This is a genomic window from Labilithrix luteola, from assembly GCF_001263205.1.
GTDB lineage: Bacteria > Myxococcota_A > Polyangia > Polyangiales > Polyangiaceae > Labilithrix > Labilithrix luteola.
Window position 1 is genome coordinate 8,115,339 of sequence record NZ_CP012333.1, and the last position, 19,204, is coordinate 8,134,542.

Genomic DNA, 19,204 nt, shown 5'->3' on the forward strand with positions numbered 1-19,204 from the left:
CCTCCGAATCTGGCTTCGAGCAAAACGCCTGCCGCGGAGAAAGCGAGGTACGGTCTACCGGTGACGAGGAGGAGCACGTCCCCGAGTGCTGGCTCACGACGCGCGGTCATCGTCGCTGTCGTGGCGTGCGTCGTTGGGCATGCGGGCTCGTCGTCGGCTGCAAGCGGTGAAACCGAGTCCGTGCATCTTCATTTCACGCGCGAGGAGCGCCTCGCGGGCTCTTGTCCAGGAGCCGAACGGTTCACGAAGGCTCTTCGCGCACAACGACCGCGCCTCGTGCTCGCACCGGAGGACACGCCGGCGCGGACGTTCGATGTTCACGTCCGACGAGTAGGGAGGGAGATCGCCGGCGAGCTCGTGATCGTCGAGCTCGACGGGACGACGAGTCGACGGTCCATGCAGGCGCCGGACTGTCCTTCCCTCGTCACGGCCCTGGCGGTGATCACCGCCATCGCGATGGATGAACCTCCCCCGTCGGTGCAGACGGACGACGCGAGGGCGCCTGGGGTGCCCGCGATCGAGCCCCTCTCGGAGCCACCATCGCCCGCGCCGGAGCCCGTCCGGAGCGACGCCCAAGACGCATCGATCGCCCCCGCGACGCCGATTCTTGCACCGGATCGCTCCTTCCTGGTGGCCGGGATCGGAACGGAGGTCGTGCTCGGGTCGCTACCTCGAGCGGCGATGGGCTACCGGGGGTACGTCGAGTGGCAGCGGCTGCACGGGAGGGTCGCGTTCGGTGCGCGCCTTTCACTTGCGTTCGCGCGTGCGGGGCTTCCCGAGACCAGGAAGTTCGACGTGATCGTCCAGACTTGGACCGCCCGCGGAGAAGGCTGCATCGCTCGCGAGCTCTTCCGCACGATGACTCTCGAAGCATGCCTCGGGGCATCTTTCGGCGCGTACCATTCCTTCAATACGAACGTACCGGACGCTCGCGACGACGTGCGCCCGTGGCTCACCCTGGACGCCGGGACCCGTCTCCGCTGGCATCCCGGCGCAAGCCCTTTTTTTGCCGAAGTTCATGGGGCCATCGGATACGTCGTGAGGTCGTACGCCATCGTCGCCGACGACGGAAGCAACGCGAAATACGAGGCTCCGCGTGGAATCGGTGCGTTGGGCTTCGGGGTGGGACGTTCTTTCGACCTGCCGTGATCCGTCGCGTGACGGCAGACATTCATCAGGGTGGGTTCTTTCATATCCTCCGCGGCCATGGCTGCGCTGAGCCCTAGCGCTCGGCGCGATCGGGCGCGGCTCCGCCTGGTGGTTGCCCAGGACTACGAGTTCGTCTGGCGGGTCCTTCGGCGCTTCGGGCTCTCGACCGACGAGGCCGCGGACGCGACCCAGGAGGTCTTCACGGTGCTTGCCGCGCGTATCGCCGACGTTCATCCGGACGCGGTCAAGACGTTTCTCTTTCAGACGGCACGAAACCTCGCGTCCAACGCTCGCAGAGCACGGGCAAGGCGCCCAAGGCAGGCCGAAGATGACGAGCTCGAAACCCATCCCGATCCGAATCCCAACCCCGAATCGCTCGCCAACGAGGGTGAGCGACGGAGGCTCCTCGACTCCTTGCTCGAGAGGCTGCCGGAAGACTTGCGGGCCGTGATCGTGCTCTGCGAGTTCGAAAACGCGACGCTCGTCGAGGCAGGGCTCCTTCTGGACATTCCGCGTGGCACCGTCGCGTCACGACTTCGTCGCGCGCGCGCCTTGCTCGCGGCGTGGATGAGGGGGGCCGCGCCTTCGTCGTTCGAAGAGGAGACGCCATGAGCCGAGACGAAGAAAGCGTCTTCGAAGACGACGCACTCGATGCGCTGCTCGACGTCGGTCGCAACGAACGTCCACCAAGCTCATGGGGTGGCAGGCAGGACGTTTACCGCCATCTTGCCATCGGCGGGATCATCGTGCTCGCGTTCGCTCGCGCAAGCGTCACGCTCGCCGGCCTTCCTCGCGTGTTGCGGGCGACCGCCACGGCGGTCGTCGTCGGTGCAGCGATCGGGAGCATGCTCCTCTTCGTCCGCCGCTCGTCTCCCGCGAACGAATGCGTGCCGGCCCCCGTGGCCGCAACGACGGTCGCTGCGCCGTTCGAGCCCCCGATCGACGTCACCTCCGAACGTGAAGCGCCTGCCCCAACGCTCTCTGTCGACGCGCTTCCGTCTTTCGTGGCCACGCCGGCGCCGACCGTGCAGGGGCGAGAGCCGGGCAGGGCCGTCGCTCGTGACACCACGCCCTCGGCGGCGCCTTCACTCGCTCGCGAGACGAAGAGCATCGCCAAAATCCGAAGCCTCGTTGCCGCTCAAGACTTCGCAGGAGCACTCGCAGCCATAGCCGAGCATCGTTCCGCCTTTCCGGGCGGCCTGCTCGGCCAAGAAGCAAGCGTCCTCGAAATCGAGGCGCTTCGAGGGGCCGACGACCCGCGTGGATGTCGCGCAGGCCGTGCGTTTCTCGACGCTCACCCCGAATCGGCACATCGAGTCCGCGTCATGAGCCTGCTTCGCTCGTGCGGTGAGTAGCTCCGTTCCCCTTCTGTTCGTTCGAGGATCTCATGTTGAATCGACACCGCCACGGCGCGAGCGTCGCCGCAGCGCTGGTCGGGCTGGTCTCGCTCGCGGCCTGTGGCAGCCAAACCGTCTCGTTCTCCACCACGGCGAGCGAGGCCCCTCCGGTGCCCTTCGCGCCTGCCGACGACGCCGGCGACGCCGACGTTGTCCGGCCCGAGGTCACCAAGCTCTGCATCGCCACGACGTGCCCTGCGCCCTATGAAACCTGCGGCGGGAGCTATCGCTGCGGCACGAACCTCTCGACCGATTCCAAGAACTGCGGCGAGTGCGGGCTCGAGTGCCCTGTGGACTTCGGCTACATGAACATGACCTCCACGTGCGTGAACGGCATGTGCGAGCCGCTCTGTGCAAAGAAGCCGGTTTGGGGCGGCTTCAACGCCTTCGCCGACTGCAACAAGTTCATCGAAGACGGCTGCGAGGTCTCCCTCTCGACCGACCCGAAGAATTGCGGTGCCTGCGGGAACGAGTGCGCCGACGGCGTACGCTGCATCGACGGCAAGTGCGGATGCGATCCCGGAATGGTGGATTGCAACGGCGCGTGCATCGACGTCCGCCACGACGACAACAACTGCGGAGCGTGCGGCAACGTCTGCATGACATCGCCGGACGCCGGGCCCCCGCCGACGAACATGGTCTACGGTTGCGTGGACAACAAATGTGGTCAACCCAAGTGCATCAATGCCTGGGGTGATCGCTGGGCCGACTGCGATTCCGATCTCGGAAACGGATGCGAGGTCTACATCGGGGCGAACGTTTCGCTCATCGATCCGAACAACTGCGGAGCATGCGGGAACCAATGCGCCCCCGGCAAGGTCTGCACCACTCTCGGCCTTAGCCAGACTCCGGTGTGCGCCTGCACGAAGGCGAACGAGACGCAGTGCGGAAGCATCGACATCGGAGATCTCGGCTGCTTCGATCTGCTGAACGACGCCGCGAACTGCGGAACCTGTTTCAACATCTGCAGGTCCGATCCCGAGGCCCACACGATCGGGGCGTGCCGCAAAGGCGCCTGTGAGCTCGATTGCCTCCCTGGCTGGGGCGACTGTGATGGCGATCCCGACAACGGTTGCGAGGCGAATCTCAAAGCGAGTGACGCCAATTGCGGAGCATGTGGCAATCGTTGCGATACGCAAGCGGGACAGCCTTGCGTCGGCGGCCAGTGTGCGACGACGGAGTGTGATGCTGGAAGAGGTCCGCAATGAAAGTGCTCGTTGCGACGTCGAGTACGGCCTTCGCGTTATCGGTGCTCGCGGTTGCAAGCTGCGCGGAGTCGACCGCGAGCTCTCCGCGAGAAGAAGCTGGCACGATCCCGGAAGCCAGCCTTCCCGGCGAAGAGCTCGATGCTGGTGCAGACGGAGCCGCCGACGCTGATTGCGCGGCGGAGGAGGGCGGCTGCACGGCACGCGCTCTCACGTGTGAGGAAGCCGACTTCTGCACGGTCCCCACGAGCGTCGACCCCCGCTATGCGCTGTTCGGCGTGTCGGGGTCGTCGGAGCGCGACGTATGGGCCGTCGGCTCCGCGGGCACCGTCGCTCATTGGGACGGCATCGCATGGAGCAACGTCCCGCTCGATCGGAAGGACTCGCTGCTAGGCGTCTGGGCCGGCTCGGCGAATGACGTCTGGATCGTCTCTTCGCTCAACGTCGTGCTCCACAGCACGGGCTTCGGTAGTGGTCCGGCGGCCTTCACGGAGAAGCCGCCCATCGACCCGGACGATCCCACGAACTACAGCGGAAAGATCCTTCGAAGCGTGTGGGGCAGCGGACCGAACGACGTCTTCGTCGGTGGAGCGGCAACGAACCTTTGGCCGAGGAACAGCATGTGGCGCTACGTTCCCGAGGCGGACGGAATCCCAGATACCTGGGAAGGCGCTTCGACGTTCTGCAACGTCGGCTGTACGGACGTCAACGCCCTCTGGGGGACGAGGACGAACGAGCTCTGGGTTGTGGCGAATCGCGGCAGAGTCCTTCGCTCGGAGGACGATGGCGCCGGAGGGCGGGCCTGGACCTCCTTCGAGACGACGGCGACGAACGCCGACCTTCGTGGCGTCTGGGGCAGTAGCTCTTCGGACGTGTGGGTCGTGGGGAACGCCGGAACGATCCGTCACTGGTCGAACGACAGCAAGCAGCACTGGGAGGTCATTGCGTCACCGACCACGGAGAATCTCCGTGCCGTCTGGGGTACCGGCCCAAGCGACGCATGGGCCGTCGGCGATGCGGGGACGATCCTTCACTGGAACGGCAAGGCGTGGACAGCCGCCATCGCGACGCTTCCACTCGGAGCGAAGCCGCGTCTCTACGGCGTCTGGGGAAGTGGAACGAACGACGTCTGGGTCGTTGGGGAAGGCATTGTTTTGCATTTCAGTGGAAGCAAGTCGCTTGCGAACGGGGGGACCCCATGAGCGTCGCCGTTCATCGAACGCTTCGCGGGCTCATGTTCTCGGCCCTGCTCGCATCTTGTGCGGTCGCGCCGGCGATCGCATGCGCGAACAACGATCCCTCGAACGCACTCGTGGATGATGGTGGCGCGCTCGATGCCTCCACGGCCCCCCGCGACGACGGATCCGCGGAGACGCCCGACGCGAACGACGATGCGAGCGAAGGCGACGTCGACGCGCACGTGCGCACTTGCTCTCTCGACGACGTCTGCCACACGGCACTGCCGCCGAACTCGTATCTGAGAGACGTGTGGAGCGCCGGCGACGGGGTGGTGTGGGCCGTCGGCTGGAATGATCCGCTCGTCACTGCCACGACGGGGACCATTCTTCGCTGGGACGGCGCGACCTGGACTGTGCACTTCAAGGACGCAAACCGGCTTCACGCGATTTGGGGAAGCAGCGCGAACGATATCTGGGTCGGTGGCGACAACGGCCTCTTCCACGGCACGGGCGCGTCCTCTGCGACGCTGACATGGACGAAGGTCAGGAGCGAGCCCATCGTGTCGATCTGGGGAACGAGCGCGAACGACATCTGGGCCGTCGGCTCGATGAAGACCTGGAAGTACTTCTTCGACGGCAACGTTCTGCACTACTCGGGTCCGACTTCAGATGGCGATGGTTGGACGATCGATCCCATCTCGTCACGCCCCATCGGATTCCGCAAGGTCTGGGGGACGAGCGCGTCGGACGTCTGGCTCGGCGGAACTGAGGACAGCGGCTGCGGGGACGGATGCTGGATGGGCGCGCACGCGGTCACCTTCCGCCGCCGCCCTGACGGTCACGGAGGTTACGTCTGGAGTCAGGACGCGCTTCCGGAGTTCGGTGCCGTGGGGGGCGGAAGCAACTTCATGGGCGGCGGCTCGATCACACCCGACGACGTCTGGCTGATGGGCAACCTCTCGACACAAATTCGATCCTCGTACGACGTGGTCTTCACCGGCAACCCCAAACGCGACGGATCGGGTGACTACGCGTGGTCGAGCGCCACGTTCGGAACATGTCGTGGCGACGACAGCGCTTGCAACGGGATCTGGTTCACTCGCGCCGTGTGGGGAAAGACCCCGAACGACGTTTACGTGGCCGGCGACTTCGGAAAGCTCCGGCATTGGAACGGCACCGCATTCTCGCTGGTGAGGACCACCATCAAGAAGATCCCTCCGACGACAGCGCTCTACGCCATGTGGGGCTCGTCGAGCACCGATTTGTGGATCGTGGGAGACGCGATCGCCCTTCACAAGACCGCTCCCACCACACCGTGAAGCCGAGGGCGACAGTCTCATGAACCGTCGAGAACGAATCCTTGTTCTATCCGCCGCACCCATCGTTGCCACCATCGTGCTCGTCGCGTGCAGCGATGACCCCGCCAAGCCATCCTTCGAAGACAGGCCGGACGCGACCGCGAGCCTGCCCGACGCGGCCGCTCCCGTCGAAGACGCCGGTATCGATGTGCATCCTCCCGAGGTTCCGACCGAGGAGCCCATCGTCTGCGCCGCGAAGCCATGCGTCACACAGCTTGTCGCCGGCAGAAGTCACTTCTGCGCGCTCCTCGACGACAAGACCGTTCGCTGCTGGGGCTGCGGCGAAAAAGCACTCGGCGTCTACGATGGTGGCAATGTGTCGGGCTCGTACCAGGCGCGTCCGATGTCGATGGGATTGTCCAGCGTCGAGCAGATCAGCGCAGCGAACGAGACTACGTGCGCTCGATTGACGAACGGCACGCTCTCCTGTTGGGGAGGAAGCCAACTCAACGAGCTCGGCCTCGATCCTCCTCGCGCAGATGTCGCCGCTCATGGCCCTGGACTCATTGCGCTCGATGGCGGCGCCGTCGATGGATTCACCCGCGTGGACGTTGCCACGAGTGGAACCGTCTTCGCCCTCCGAGCGTCCGGCGAGCTTTGGTCGTGGGGAAAGAACGTCAACTACATGCTCGGCCGCTCGAACGAAGACAAGACGTACCTGAGTCCCGGTCCCGCCGAGGATCTCGCCGACATGAAGATCGTCCGCGCTCGAGGCGGCTCGTTCCCCGATCGGGGCGGCATTGGATTGGCGATCACGGAGAAGGGACAGCTCCTGGCGTGGGGAAACTCGCTGCAAATGGTGAGGTACCCTGGCCCGGTTCCCTTCCTGGTCGAAAACTTCGAGAACGTGACGAGCGTTGCGGCGACGACCGAACATGTCTGCGTCGTTGCGAGTGGTCGACTCTATTGCTGGGGACGAAATGGCCTTCTCGCATGCACGGGCACGACGGACGCGGCGCTGACGCCCGTCGAGATCGAGACGAGAGGAACGGCCCCTGTTCAGCAGGTCGATGTCCACGCGGCCAACACATGCGTGAAGCTCACCGACGGCACGATCGAGTGCTGCGGTAGCGACGACAAAGGGCAGCTCGCCACCGGCGAGGCGGACGGCGGAGCCGGACCTGCACGTCTTTTGACCCGAGCGTCGGCCTTCACGGAGCACGCCGTTCAGATCGCGGTGTCCGTGCAGACGATTTGTGCGCTCGTGCAAGGAGGCACCGTGCAGTGTTGGGGCGGCAACGAGCGTGGCGAGCTCGGGCAAGGCACGGCGGACACAGAGCGGCACCCCAAGCCCGTCACCGTCACGTTCGATTGAGGAGGCGTCATGACTCGCCCTGGTTTCGTCCTTGCGTTCGTCTCCACTTGCGCGGTCGTGTTGGCTTCGTTTTCGGCGTCATGTTCCGGGACCGAGCGTCCCTTCGAAGAGCCTGCGCAGAACAATCTCTTGCCGACGGAAGCCGGCACGCCCTCTCCATCGTGCGACGGCCGACGCTGTTCGCGCGACATGAAGAAGGTCATCGACGGGTGCACCGACGACGTCATCGAGGAGTGCGGCGTGGACAAGGGCTGCGCAAACGGGACGTGCGTCGAGCCGTGCGTCGCCGCAGAGGCATCGAAAGGTTCCGTCGGCTGCTCCTTCTGGACTCTTCCGCCCGACGATACCCTCGGCGCGGGCTCGTGTTTCGCAGCGATGATCGCCAACACGTGGGACCGGCCTGTCACGATCACCGCAGACTACGGCACCGCTCCGCTGGAGCTCGCTGGCTCGCTTTTCACGGCGGAAGCGACCGGCGCGCACGTGAGCTACACGAAACTCGAAGGACCGCTGCCGCCAGGACAAGTCGCTGTTCTTTTCCTCTCGGAGGTACGCCCGGCTCCGCCGATCGGTTCCTTTTCATCCTGCCCCTTCGGTACCGTTGGAGCGCTCAACGCCGACCCTTTGGTCCACGGCACGGCGTTCACGAAGGCCTTCTCCATCAAAACCGATGCGCCCGTTAGCGCGTATTCGATCTTTCCGTACGGCGGCGCGAAAACCTTCATTCCGACGGCGACACTGCTCTTGCCGACGTCGTCGTGGAGCACCAACTACGTCGCGGTGAGCGGCTGGCCGCCCTCGTTCAATCCGGTGTCGCTTGAGCCGGTCGGAGGGCCGTCACTCCAGATCGTCGCGATGTCGGACGACACCGAAGTACGGATGCGCCCCACGAAAGACATCTACGACGTCGACGGAGTCACTGGCGGCGGTGCTGGAAGACTCACGACGTGGAAGCTCGCGCGCGGAGAGGTGCTTCAAATCACGCAATCCGACGAGCTCACCGGAAGTCCGATCGAATCGAACAAGCCGGTCGGGCTCTTCGGCGGGGCGACATGCACGTTCGTTCCCGAGAGCGTCCAGGCATGTGACATTCTCCAGCAACAAATTCCGCCGCTCGCGCAGTGGGGGTCCGAATACGCGCTCGTGCCGTATCACAGCCGACTTGCTGCCGCCGGAGAGCGGCGCGAGGTCGTGCCATACCGCCTGGTCGGCGCCATCGATGGCACGGTCCTCACGTATGATCCCCAAAGGCCTCGCGATGCTCCTTCCGTTCTTCGCGCCGGCGAGGTGGCCAGCTTCATGACCGACGATCTGGTCGTCGTAAAAAGCCAAGACGCCGATCATCCCATTTATGCATCGGTCCTAATGACCGGCGCGGTCTACAACGGTGGATACGCAGCGCTGACCGACGGCGATCCCGACTTCGTCAACATCGTGCCGACGGATCAGTTCCTCGACCGCTACGTATTCTTCGCGGACTTTACGTTCCCGGAAACCTCGCTCACGTTCGTACGGCGCAGGTCGACCAAGGGATTCATGCCCGTCGAGCTCGATTGCGTGGGTGAGGTCCAAGGCTTTCACCCACTCGGATCAAGCGGAGAATACGAATATGCGTGGGTCGATCTGACGAAGACGTTCGCGCCAGCCACCGGCACGTGCGCAGCAGGGCGCCACGAGACGAAGAGCGACGGCCCCTTTTCCGTCACCGTTTGGGGGACGGGCTATGCCGCGAGCTACGGCTACTCGGGCGGCGCTGGCAGTCGACCGATCACCAAGGTCGAAGTGCCAGTGCGCTGAGCATCGAGAAGTATCGACGGCCTGCTAGAGTGCGCGGCCATGAAGGTTCGTGGCCTCGGTAGGTTGGTTGGGCTGGTTGGGCTGGTTGTCCTCGCATCATGCAAGGCGGCCGAAGTCCCGCCGCAACCGACGCCGCCGCACGAGGAGCCGGGGCCCGTTGCCAGCCAGCCTCCGCCTCCGGCGACGAGCAAGCCGGAGGTCGCTCCGCCGCCGAAGAGTGGAACGCGCACGGTGCTCGCGAATCGTGCGAACGACGATACGTGGGACAAGATGCTGGTCGCGGGTGGGCGCCTCTGGGTGCTCACCAACGTCACGCGCTGGACGAGCGGACCGATGTACGTGCCCGCGGCGCGTCTCTGGTCGGTGCCCATTGGCGGCGGTCAGCTCGAGAAGCATCTGGACCTCGAAGGGATCAGCAGTCTCGCGGCGGACGATTCCTCGCTCTACGTCGCCGTCAGCCGCGATCTCTCGAAGCCCAACGGCCCGACCGGGCGCGTCGTGCGCATTCCGCTCGCGGGCGGCTCACCGTCCGACGTGATTACCGGCATCGCGCCGAGCACCATGGCGGTCGATCGCGACGGCTTGTGGATCGACGACAAGCATGTCGGCAAAGACGGCAAACCCGAGACCGTCGCGACGAAGGGGGCCATGGCCTTCGCGTTCGACGACGAGAACGTCTACTTCACGACGCCCAAGGGCGCGGGGCCGGCAGGGGATTCGTCCGGCGCGCGTGTCTTTCGCGTTTCGAAGAAGGGCGGGCAGCCGAAATTGCTCGCCGGCAAGCTTCCGGACGAAGCCGCGGGCCTCGCGGTCGACGGCACGCACGTGTACTTCTGCGCGGTGAGCTGGAGCTCTTCCGCGGCCGAGCGCGCAGGCATCGTGGCGCGCGTTCCCAAGGCAGGCGGCGACGTGGAGTTCCTCGCCAAGGAGCAGCCGGCCGTCCGACGCGCCTGGCTCGACGACGCGAACGTGTACGTGCTCTCGGGGCGCGGAGGCCATCGCGCGTCGGTGCTCGCCATCTCGAAGACCGGCGGCGAGCCCAAGACGATCGCCGTCGACGATACGCTCGAGCACGCAACGATGGACGCGAGCTCCGTCTTCTTCTCGAGCGACGGTGCGTTCGACGCCGACCACAAGCGCGTGGCGCCCGCGTCGCTCGTGCGAATCACGAAGTGAAACGAGGCAGCCACCTTTGGGCGGCTGCCTCGTTTATCAGAGTCGGTCGGCGCTCAGAAACCGGCGCAGATCGGCGGGATGTTGCGACCGGCCAGCAGGCCCTTGATCACGCCCAGCTCGGGAGCGGTTCCGCTCGCACCGAGGCCTCCAGCCATCGTATCGCACTGCGCGGCGGCGGCGGTGATCATGCCGGCTTCCGGCGAGGAGCCCATCGCCTTGGCCTGCGTGCGAAGCTGCGCGCAGCACTGCTTGAGGCGTGCCACGTTGGTCGGAACGCCGGGGCCGGTCGCCTTCTTCGCGGCGTCGGCATCGGCAGCAGCGTCGGTCGCCGCGTCTTCTTCCATGGGGACGAGGAGCGTGGGAGCCGCGTCTTCGACGACCGCGGGCGCCGGGGGAGGCGCGGCGTCGACCTGCGGAGTTTCCTTCTTCGGGCACGCGACGAGCAGCGGGAGTGCGCTGAAGATGGCGAAGGCGAACATGCCACGACGTACCGAAAGACCCATCCCGGATTCTCCTTGTGCCTGTACGGCCCGTTACGCGCCTTACCCTACAAGGATCTGAGCCACTGTGGCGAAAATCGCGCGGGCCGTCTTCGGGAGGCGATACCGACCGGGATGAGATAAGGTGCGTGCACCATGCAGAAGCGTCTTCCCTTTCTTGGCCTCCTCGTCGTTGCTGCCTTCGTGCCGGTGGCTTGTTCGAAGGAGCAGCCCCCGCCGGCCGCGCCGACTGCGGATGCAGGTGTGTGGGGAGATGCCGGGCAGGGGACGCCTTGGATGCCGCCGAGCGCTTCGGCCAGCGCTCCTTCGCCGATGACCTCGTCCAGCGTGGCGCCGGCTCCCTCGGCGAGCGCGTCGGCACCGAACGTGCTCAACGACGCGACCGACGTCGCGATCGACCTCGCGATCAAGACGGCCGCCAACACGTCGGCTCCGGGCATGAACCCCGACGGGCAACCGGGGCGCGCGACGCTCGCCGAGGGCGAACACTTCGCAATGGTCGTGAACCTGCAGCCGAACCTCTGCTACTCGGTCGTCGGCTTCTCGCCCACGGGCGGCGTTTCGCAGCTCGAGGTGAAGCTCATGGCGCCGCCGCTCTACAACATCCAGGCGGGAGCGTCGGGCGCCAACGACAAGAACACGCCGATCATCGGCAAGGGCAAAGCGAACGCGCTCTGTCCGCTCCTGCCCATCGCCGTGCCGTACAAGATCGACGTCGCCGCGAAGAAGGGCTCGGGTCGTATCGGCGTGCAGCTCTACGCGCGCGCGAAGTGAGCTCCGACCCGTGCGCTCTCAGCGGAGCGTGACGTACTGCTCGGGCACCCAGACCAGCCGTCCATCCGGAAAGCCGATCTGCAGCTGACCGGCGTGCACTTGCGCGATGGTGCCCGGGTAGCGATTGCCGTCGGACCATTGCACCATGACGGGGGCGCCGATCGAGTAGGCGCCCACGGCGCTGTTCACGAGTGAGCCGAAGGCTGAGCCGAAGGCTGCGATGGCCGATCCGAACTGCGCGCCGATGTTGGACGCTTGCGCGCCGTTGTACGGCTGCTGGTGGGCAGGCCAAGCATTCGGTGCCGGATATGCGCCCGGCGCAGCGGGCTGGGTATAGCCGTAGGGATTCGGAGCCGCTTGTGCGGGCGCAGGCGCTCCGAAGTTCACGGGCCGAGGGGCGCCACCGGCGCGAATACGAGCCGCCTCCTGCTGCACCAGCATTCCGAACTGCGCGTACTGCGGGTTCGTCGGGATGACGGCGTTCCACTGGCTGGCGATCTGCGTCCAGTGTGCTTGCGTGATTCTGTAATGTGCAAGCATTCCTTCGTAGCCGATGACGGGCACGCAGCCGCTCATCGCGACGTAGTCTTCGAAGCCCACACGCGGCGCCGGGTTCTTCTTTCCGAGGGCCGCCTGATAGAGAGGCATGTAGCGCGTGGCGACCTGGCCCATGAGGCTCATGTCCTGCATGCGCGCCGTCCAGCCGGCCTTGGCGGCTTCCCAATCGGTCCGGGTGACACCCTTCTGGGCGACGATCTCGGCCTGCCTGTCCGGATCTTGGGTCTCCGATACGTCGGCGCAGAGCTCCGCGTAGCGCTCGAGCGAGATGCCGTTGATCGGCGCGTAGGGATCCATGGGCAGATGCCAGCGTTCCGGAGTCGTCGAAGCAAGGGGAAACGGATCCTGCCCGGTGACGACCTGGTAAACGAATCGCCCAGGCCACGAGGGCCGATCCGTCACCCAGAAATGACTGACATTGAGGTCAAGTGCTTGAATTTACTCGAGAGTAGATCGGACCTCGAGGGTGGCACTCCGTGTGTATGGGTGGGGACGCATGAAGCTCTCGCTCGGTGCCGTCCGTCTCCGTTCGCGTCTGCTTGCCGTGTTCGCGCAGCGTTCCTGATCAAAACGCGCTCAGAAACGTCCACGCCGCGGCCGTTCCCGATCGGGACGGCCCGTGCCCGTTCGTACTCGTCTCGCACCACACGACCGGCGCCGCGCAGCCGTCGTAGATCGTGCAGCCATCACGCTCGCTCTGCGTGCCGGTGCATCGGTTCGTCTTCCGCCAGATCTCGCGGCTCTCTTTGCCCGTGGAGAACGCCACCGATCCGTCGTCGCGATCGTGTTGGAAGAACGCTGCCATCGGTCGCGTGCACGTGACGTTCTCCGGACCGCCGCCCGACAGCGACACGATCGCGCGGAACGTGTCGGGGCGGACGCAGCCAAGCTGATTGGCGAAGTATCCGCCCGAGCTCCAGCCGAACGCGAAGATGCGCGACTCGTCGATGCAGAGCGTGCTCTTCATGCGTGCCACGAGGCCATCGACGAGAGGCAGGTCCTCCGACTTCCCCCAGTGCGTAGCGAAGTGGTCTCCCCACATGCGCCTGACGACCGCGTCGGGGTAGATGGTGATGACGCTGTGGTCCGACAAGGTCTCGAGCTTCTCGTAACCCCGAAACCCGAACCGTCGCCGCCGGAGCCGTGGAACGCGAACACCAGCGGATACGGATGCCGCGGATCGTAGTCGGCGGGCACCACGAGCTCGTAGGAACGAGCCCTCTTTTCGCCGTTGGGCTCGGGCGCTTCGATGACGTCGTGACTCGTCGCGCTCGCGGGCCGAGGCCGTCCGCAGCCCTCGCTCGCCCGAGGCGCTTCGCGTGCGCCCGCATCGAAGCTCGAGAGCCGCACGTTCGGAGGCGGACCGCCGATGCCGCTGCAGCGCGCGCAGGCGACGAGCGACAGACCGAGAATGCCGAGCAAGACCCCCAGGCGTGCTCCACGCTTCATCGACCGAACTCCGCGCGTGCGTCGGCCAGGGCTTCGTCGAACCATCGATTCACGATCTTTGGAAAGGGCCACATCCACCCGTAGTCGGGCCCCGTGAAGCGCGCCACGATGTGCTCACGAAGGGAGGCGGCCTCCGCGACGCCCTTGATCTCGGCAGTCGCACGGATGGTCTCGATGTACGCCTCCCATTCGATCCGCGCGCGGCCGTAGGCGAGAAAGAGCGGGCAAAACGGCACGAGATAAACGAAGGCCATGGCCACGTCGCCCATGCGCCTGCGCTGGCGCAGGTGGATGCGCTCGTGGCGAAGCAGGATGTAACGGTCGTCGTCGCTCATGCGGTCCCACGCGTCGGGCACCCAGAGCACGCCGAAGAGCACCGTATGGTATTGTGTAAGATACACGCGTTGCCCGCCGAACGTGACCAGGGCAAGGGCAATATGGATGCTGCGCTGGAGCCGGCTCGTGCGCTTCTTCGCGATGCGAAACGAGGGGAACTCGGCGCGCATCTCGTCGAGGAAGGCCTCGGTTCGAGGATAGGAGCGACTCATCGCGGGAAATATAGGCGCAGCTCGCCCTGGTCATCGAGGTTGTCGTCGTTGTCTCGTTCGCGCTCGCGCTCGGGCTCGCGCGCAGGGCGGTCGACGATGCGGACCAGGGCGCCCTGACGCGCGGCGAATCCGTGCTTCGCGAAGAGCGGCGCGAGCGGGCTCTCGGGCGCCGCGTGCTCGTCGATCGTACCGAGCTGGATCGTCGTGCGCTCCCGTCGTGAGAGATCGATGAGAGCAAGCACGAGCGTATCGAGCGCCGCGGCACGTGCGTCTCCGTCCGCCGGGAGGAACGTGGCCAGATGATGGCCCCCGCGGGCGATCCAGCCAAGAAGCTCTCCGTCGGACGTCACGACGCGTGCACCCGGCGCTCGCTGGGGACGCGGGCCAGGCGACGCAGGCCACGGCAAGAGCGATCCCCAAGGATTGGCCGGATCGGTCGCGGCAAGCACGAGCGCCTGCGGCTCTCGCGGCTTCGAGCTCGTCGCTCGCAGTCGCTCGTCGGCGCCGGGCAAGGCGAACTGCGCGGCGCCGCGCTCGGCCACGAAGTATCCGCGACGAACCCGCCCCTGATCTTCGAGGGCTCGGTACACGTCGTAGAAGGGACCGAAGCCGCCGGTGAGGCTCTCGGCCTGGGCGACCTCACGCAGAACCACGCCGTAGCGTTCGAGCCAGCTGCGCGCGATGGCGGCTGCGCGCTCGGTGGGCGAGGGATCCTTCTCCCAGCGTGACCGACGAAGCGACCATCGGCCCTCGGCGGCGTGCGTTCGCGCACGAGGCGCACGACCAGGTCGACCGCGCCGCTCCTCTTTGCGCCCGAGGCCGCGCAACGGGTCGAGCGAGTCGTTCGTGACCTCGCCGGACCAAACGAGGTCCCAGAGCGCGCCGCCGATGTCCGCGGGGAAAAGGCCGAGCGAGCGCGCGATCTCCGCGAAGAAGAGTGCTCCTCGTCGACCGAAGAGCTCCCGCAGCTTCTCGTGGAGCGGTGAGCTCGGGCGACTTTCGGCGTCTTCGGGGAGGCGTGCGAGGAGCGGTTCGTTCTCGGCGAGGTACAGCGCGATGCGTCCGTCGGTGCCGCCGATCGACTCGAGGCCAGCCCACACGACCTCGCCGGTGGCGAGCAGCCGATCGAGCTGATGCGGTCGGTATCCGGGCACGCGAGCCGGCAGCACCTCCGACTCGAGGACCGACGCCGGAACGGGACAGCCTTCGAGGCTGCCAATCGCGCGAAGGAGATCGCCTCGCGCACGGGCATCGACGTCGCCGGTCACGTGCCGGTCGCCCCCCACGTGCTGCCATTCGGCGAGGAAGCGCGCGAACGCCGCCGGTGACACGGGTTCGATGGTCTTGCGGAGCCGAGCGAGGGTCTTGCGCTTGAGCGTCCGGAGGACTTCGGCATCACAGTACTCGGCGTCGGCACCTGCATTCGCCTCGAGGAAGGCACCGGCCACGACCTTGCCCGAAGCAAGGAGGCGCTCGAGCGGCTCTTCGAAGGTCTTCTCGTCGAGCCCGAAGCGCGCGCGAAGGTCGTGCGAAGTGAACGGCCCATGCGTTCTCGCGTGACGGGCAACGAGGCCGTTGAGCGCGTCGTCGACGCGCGCAACGAAGGCGTCCGGCAGGTCGGCCACGAGCTTCACCCCGAGCGCATCGCGATAGCGACCGGCGTCTTCGACAGCGATGAATCGCTCGTCGCCCGCCATGCGAATGCGGAGAATGCGCCGTTCCGCTTCGAGCTCGGACAGCCATGCGCGCGCCTCGTCAGGGGCTTCTGCGCGGGCGAGGAGACTCGCTTCCGACTGATCTCCGAGCAAGAGCAGCAGATCCTGCACGGCATCGGCGTGTCTTAGCGTGCGATCCAGGCGCTGCAGAAGGCGCGCGTGCTCCTCGATCACCTCCGGGTCGAGAAGCTTGCGCGTCTCCGCTTCGCCGAGCAGCTCGCGCAGCTGGGCATGATCGATGGTGAGCGCATGCGCGCGTCGCTCGGCCGCCGGCGCGTCGGGGTCGTAGAGGAAGTTGCCGACGAACGAGAACAAGAGCGAGGCGGCGAACGGCGACGGCGTCGGCAGGTCGACGGTGGTGACGGTGATCTTCCGCGAAGCAACGTCGGACAGCACCGACACGAGCGAGGGCATGTCGAAGGCGTCGCGCAGGCACTCGCGGTACGTCTCGAGGACGACCGGAAACGAGGGGTACTGCGTAGCCACCGAGAGCAGGTCCGCGGCGCGCTTGCGTTGAGCCCAGAGGGGCGTGCGCTTTCCGACCGAACGTCGCGGCAGGAGCAACGCTCGCCCGGCGGCCTCACGGAAGCGCGCCGCGAACAGCGAGGTGCGTCCGAGCTCGCGCGTCACGATGTCTTCGATCTCTTCGGCCGAAGGAAAGAGGAGATCGACCGGCGGCGGTGCTTCGCCGCTCGGAACTCGGAAGACGATGCCGTCGTCGGACCATACGGCCTGGATGTCACCCGCACGGGCTTGCCGAAGACGGGCGAGAGCGGCCATCGCCCATGGCGTGTGGACACGCGTACCGAAGGGAGAGAGCAGGCAGATGCGCAGATCGCCGAGCTCGTCGGGGACGCGTTCGACCACGATGTGGCGATCGCTCGGAACGGCGCCGGACGCGGTGGCCTCGCGCTGTACGTAGGTCACGAGATCGTCGGCCGAACGCGCATCGAGCCGGTTTTCCTTGCGCAGCGTTTCGAGGGCTTTCTTCGGAGGTCCCTCGTCGATGATGCGTGCGAGTGCGCCGATGCGCTTTCCGAAGTCCCGCGTGCGCCCCGCGCGATCGCCGCGCCAGAACGGCATCTTGCCGGGCTCGCCGGGCGCCGGGGTGACGAGGACGCGGTCCCGCGTGATCTCCTCGGCCCGCCACGACGACGCGCCGAGGAGGAACACTTCGCCCTCGCGCAGCTCGAAGACCATCTCCTCGTCGAGCTCGCCGACGCGCTTGCTCGACTTGTTCTTGTTGGACGTCTCTTTGCCGCCGTCCGCGAGGAACACGCCGTAGAGGCCGCGGTCGGGGATGGTGCCGCCGTTCAAGATCGCGAGGCGCAGCGACCCGTGGCGAGGCGTGAGGATGCCTCGCTTGCGGTCCCACGTGATGCGCGGCCGAAGATCGGCGAACTCGTCGCTCGGATAGCGGCCGGCGAGCATGTCGAGCACGCCCTCGAAGCTCGCGCGAGGAAGATCGGCGAACGGCGCCGCGTGGCGAACGAGCTCCCAAAGCGCTTCGACGTCGGTTTCGACGGGCCGATCGCTGGTGATCCCCACCTTCTTGCGACCGCGCGTCGTCGCTTCCGGCAGCGTGAGTCCGATCGCCACCATCGCGACGATCTGCTGTGCGAGGACGTCGAGTGGGTTTCGTAGGTAGTACGTTTCTTCGACGTCGCCCGCTTCGATGCCGGCCGCGGCTGCGGCGCAGGCCAGGAGATCCTGCTTGTGCTTCGGTACGAGGACACCCGTAGGAACGCCGCCGACGTGATGGCTCGCACGGCCGATGCGTTGGATGCCCGACGCGACCGACGGCGGCGACTCGACCTGGACGACCTGGTCGACGGCACCCATGTCGATGCCGAGCTCGAGCGACGACGTGGCGACGATGGCGCGCAGCTCGCCGCTCTTGAGCTGCTCTTCGATGGCCTTGCGCGTCTCCTTGGCCACCGACCCGTGGTGGGCGAGCGCGAGCTCTTCACCGGCGACGTCGTTCAGGGCGGCGGCGAGTCTCTCGGCGAGCCTTCGGCTGTTGACGAAGATCATCGTCGACCGCGCCGCGCGGATGCGTTCGACGAGGCGCACGTGGATTTGCGGCCAGATGCTCCGCGTCTGCTCGACGATGGCTTCGTCGGTCTGCGGGATGGGCAGGGGAGGGGGGACTTCGACCGTGATGGAGAGCGCCTTCTTCGCCGACGCGTCGACGATGGCGACCGGTCGCGCCACGGCCTTCTTGCTACGCGTCGCCGGCGTTTCGAAGCCGCCGAGCATGCACGCGATCTCTTCGAGCGGGCGCTGCGTTGCGGACAGGCCGATGCGCTGCACGGGCTTGCCGCCTCGCAACGCTTCGAGCCGTTCGAGCGAGAGAAACAGATGTGCGCCGCGCTTGTTCGCGGCCATCTGATGGATCTCGTCGATGACGACCGTGTCGACCGACGAGAGGATTTCGCGCTGCCTCGAGGTCAGAAGGAGATAGAGCGACTCGGGCGTGGTGATGAGGATGTCGGGCGCGGAGCGCAGCATCTTGGTGCGCTCGCCGGGGGGAGTATCGCCGGTTCGAACCGCCGCCTCGACGTCGCGAAGGACCTCGCCTCGCTTGCGTGCGACCTCGGTGATCCCTCGGAGCGGAGCACGCAGGTTGTGCTCGACGTCCACCGCGAGCGCCTTGAGTGGGGAGACGTAAAGCACGCGCAGGCGCGCCTTGGGGTCGGGCTCCTCCGACCGCGCCAGCCGATCGATGGCCGAAAGGAAGGCGGCGAGCGTCTTGCCGGAGCCGGTCGGTGCGAGCAGAAGCGTCGTTTCACCCGCGCTGATGCGAGGCCAGGCCTGGGCTTGGACGTCGGTCGGCTGGCCCAGCGTCTCTTCGAACCATGCTCGAACTGCAGGGTGGAAGGTCGCGAGCGCGCCGGCGTCCGCGACCCTTGCCCGGCGGGTCTTCGCCTCTTTCGTCGTCGGCGTCGTCGGCTTCGCGGCCTGTGTGGATCGAACCTTCGTCGTCGCCAAGGAACCGCAACTTTCGCTCTCTGGCGGCCGAATGCAAGGCGCCGCGCCGCGGCACGCTGCGATTGCGTCTCAGCGCGGCCTGAACCGTGATTTC

Annotated in this window: 15 protein-coding genes; 10 read left to right on the forward strand and 5 right to left on the reverse strand. The window is 66.4% G+C overall.

Going from position 1 to position 19,204, the window contains the following annotated elements:
- Positions 1 to 60: 60 nt before the first annotated feature.
- The 9 genes from AKJ09_RS35250 to AKJ09_RS35290 are packed head-to-tail and all read left to right on the forward strand — an operon-like array spanning position 61 to position 10,575.
- On the forward strand, positions 61 to 1,149 hold the full coding sequence (locus AKJ09_RS35250; RefSeq protein WP_146652235.1) for a hypothetical protein: 1,089 nt from the start codon (positions 61 to 63) through the stop codon (positions 1,147 to 1,149).
- 57 nt (positions 1,150 to 1,206) lie between these two features.
- A complete protein-coding gene (locus AKJ09_RS35255; protein ID WP_146652236.1) occupies positions 1,207 to 1,761 on the forward strand; it encodes an RNA polymerase sigma factor in 555 nt (184 codons plus the stop codon).
- Positions 1,758 to 2,504, forward strand: coding sequence for a hypothetical protein (locus AKJ09_RS35260; protein WP_146652237.1), 747 nt, complete (start codon positions 1,758 to 1,760; stop codon positions 2,502 to 2,504). Before AKJ09_RS35255 ends, AKJ09_RS35260 begins: the two co-directional genes overlap by 4 nt.
- A gap of 32 nt (positions 2,505 to 2,536) precedes the next feature.
- Positions 2,537 to 3,754, forward strand: coding sequence for a hypothetical protein (locus AKJ09_RS35265; protein ID WP_146652238.1), 1,218 nt, complete (start codon positions 2,537 to 2,539; stop codon positions 3,752 to 3,754).
- Entirely contained in the window at positions 3,751 to 4,953 is a 1,203-nt protein-coding gene (locus AKJ09_RS35270) for a sialidase family protein (RefSeq protein WP_146652239.1), read from the forward strand. Before AKJ09_RS35265 ends, AKJ09_RS35270 begins: the two co-directional genes overlap by 4 nt.
- Entirely contained in the window at positions 4,950 to 6,248 is a 1,299-nt protein-coding gene (locus tag AKJ09_RS35275) for a beta propeller repeat protein (RefSeq protein WP_146652240.1), read from the forward strand. The genes AKJ09_RS35270 and AKJ09_RS35275 overlap by 4 nt, the downstream gene beginning before the upstream one ends.
- A gap of 19 nt (positions 6,249 to 6,267) precedes the next feature.
- Positions 6,268 to 7,602, forward strand: coding sequence for an RCC1 domain-containing protein (locus tag AKJ09_RS35280; RefSeq protein WP_146652241.1), 1,335 nt, complete (start codon positions 6,268 to 6,270; stop codon positions 7,600 to 7,602).
- 9 nt (positions 7,603 to 7,611) lie between these two features.
- A complete protein-coding gene (locus tag AKJ09_RS35285; protein ID WP_146652242.1) occupies positions 7,612 to 9,399 on the forward strand; it encodes an IgGFc-binding protein in 1,788 nt (595 codons plus the stop codon).
- A gap of 39 nt (positions 9,400 to 9,438) precedes the next feature.
- Entirely contained in the window at positions 9,439 to 10,575 is a 1,137-nt protein-coding gene (locus AKJ09_RS35290) for an SMP-30/gluconolactonase/LRE family protein (protein WP_146652243.1), read from the forward strand.
- A 53-nt stretch (positions 10,576 to 10,628) separates the two neighbouring features.
- Here AKJ09_RS35290 and AKJ09_RS35295 read toward each other — a convergent pair whose 3' ends face one another.
- The gene (locus AKJ09_RS35295) at positions 10,629 to 11,078 is read right to left on the reverse strand and encodes a hypothetical protein (RefSeq protein ID WP_146652244.1); all 450 of its coding nucleotides are present in this window, start codon (positions 11,076 to 11,078) and stop codon (positions 10,629 to 10,631) included.
- Positions 11,079 to 11,210: 132 nt separating this feature from the next.
- Here AKJ09_RS35295 and AKJ09_RS35300 point away from each other — a divergent pair, with 132 nt between their 5' ends.
- Entirely contained in the window at positions 11,211 to 11,849 is a 639-nt protein-coding gene (locus AKJ09_RS35300) for a hypothetical protein (RefSeq protein ID WP_146652245.1), read from the forward strand.
- Between the two features lie 18 nt (positions 11,850 to 11,867).
- Here the strand turns inward: AKJ09_RS35300 and AKJ09_RS35305 are convergent, their stop codons facing one another.
- From AKJ09_RS35305 to AKJ09_RS35320, 4 genes are all read right to left on the reverse strand, one after another.
- Entirely contained in the window at positions 11,868 to 12,704 is an 837-nt protein-coding gene (locus AKJ09_RS35305; RefSeq protein ID WP_146652246.1) for a tudor domain-containing protein, read from the reverse strand.
- Positions 12,705 to 12,972: 268 nt separating this feature from the next.
- Positions 12,973 to 13,500, reverse strand: a complete 528-nt coding sequence (locus tag AKJ09_RS35310) for a CE1 family esterase (protein ID WP_146652247.1) — start codon at positions 13,498 to 13,500, stop codon at positions 12,973 to 12,975.
- 352 nt (positions 13,501 to 13,852) lie between these two features.
- On the reverse strand, positions 13,853 to 14,404 hold the full coding sequence (locus AKJ09_RS35315; protein ID WP_146652248.1) for a hypothetical protein: 552 nt from the start codon (positions 14,402 to 14,404) through the stop codon (positions 13,853 to 13,855).
- Complete coding sequence (locus tag AKJ09_RS35320; RefSeq protein ID WP_146652249.1) at positions 14,401 to 19,110, reverse strand: DEAD/DEAH box helicase; 4,710 nt, start codon at positions 19,108 to 19,110, stop codon at positions 14,401 to 14,403. Before AKJ09_RS35320 ends, AKJ09_RS35315 begins: the two co-directional genes overlap by 4 nt.
- Positions 19,111 to 19,204: the final 94 nt, after the last annotated feature.

Bases quoted from the DNA above. Each gene is read 5' to 3' on its own strand.
- AKJ09_RS35305 (WP_146652246.1), bottom strand. From the start codon at position 12,704: ATGGATCCCTACGCGCCGATCAACGGCATCTCGCTCGAGCGCTACGCG.
- AKJ09_RS35275 (WP_146652240.1), top strand. From the start codon at position 4,950: ATGAGCGTCGCCGTTCATCGAACGCTTCGCGGGCTCATGTTCTCGGCC.
- AKJ09_RS35290 (WP_146652243.1), top strand. From the start codon at position 9,439: ATGAAGGTTCGTGGCCTCGGTAGGTTGGTTGGGCTGGTTGGGCTGGTT.
- AKJ09_RS35315 (WP_146652248.1), bottom strand. From the start codon at position 14,404: ATGAGTCGCTCCTATCCTCGAACCGAGGCCTTCCTCGACGAGATGCGC.
- AKJ09_RS35260 (WP_146652237.1), top strand. From the start codon at position 1,758: ATGAGCCGAGACGAAGAAAGCGTCTTCGAAGACGACGCACTCGATGCG.
- AKJ09_RS35255 (WP_146652236.1), top strand. From the start codon at position 1,207: ATGGCTGCGCTGAGCCCTAGCGCTCGGCGCGATCGGGCGCGGCTCCGC.
- AKJ09_RS35300 (WP_146652245.1), top strand. From the start codon at position 11,211: ATGCAGAAGCGTCTTCCCTTTCTTGGCCTCCTCGTCGTTGCTGCCTTC.
- AKJ09_RS35285 (WP_146652242.1), top strand. From the start codon at position 7,612: ATGACTCGCCCTGGTTTCGTCCTTGCGTTCGTCTCCACTTGCGCGGTC.
- AKJ09_RS35280 (WP_146652241.1), top strand. From the start codon at position 6,268: ATGAACCGTCGAGAACGAATCCTTGTTCTATCCGCCGCACCCATCGTT.
- AKJ09_RS35295 (WP_146652244.1), bottom strand. From the start codon at position 11,078: ATGGGTCTTTCGGTACGTCGTGGCATGTTCGCCTTCGCCATCTTCAGC.
- AKJ09_RS35270 (WP_146652239.1), top strand. From the start codon at position 3,751: ATGAAAGTGCTCGTTGCGACGTCGAGTACGGCCTTCGCGTTATCGGTG.
- AKJ09_RS35265 (WP_146652238.1), top strand. From the start codon at position 2,537: ATGTTGAATCGACACCGCCACGGCGCGAGCGTCGCCGCAGCGCTGGTC.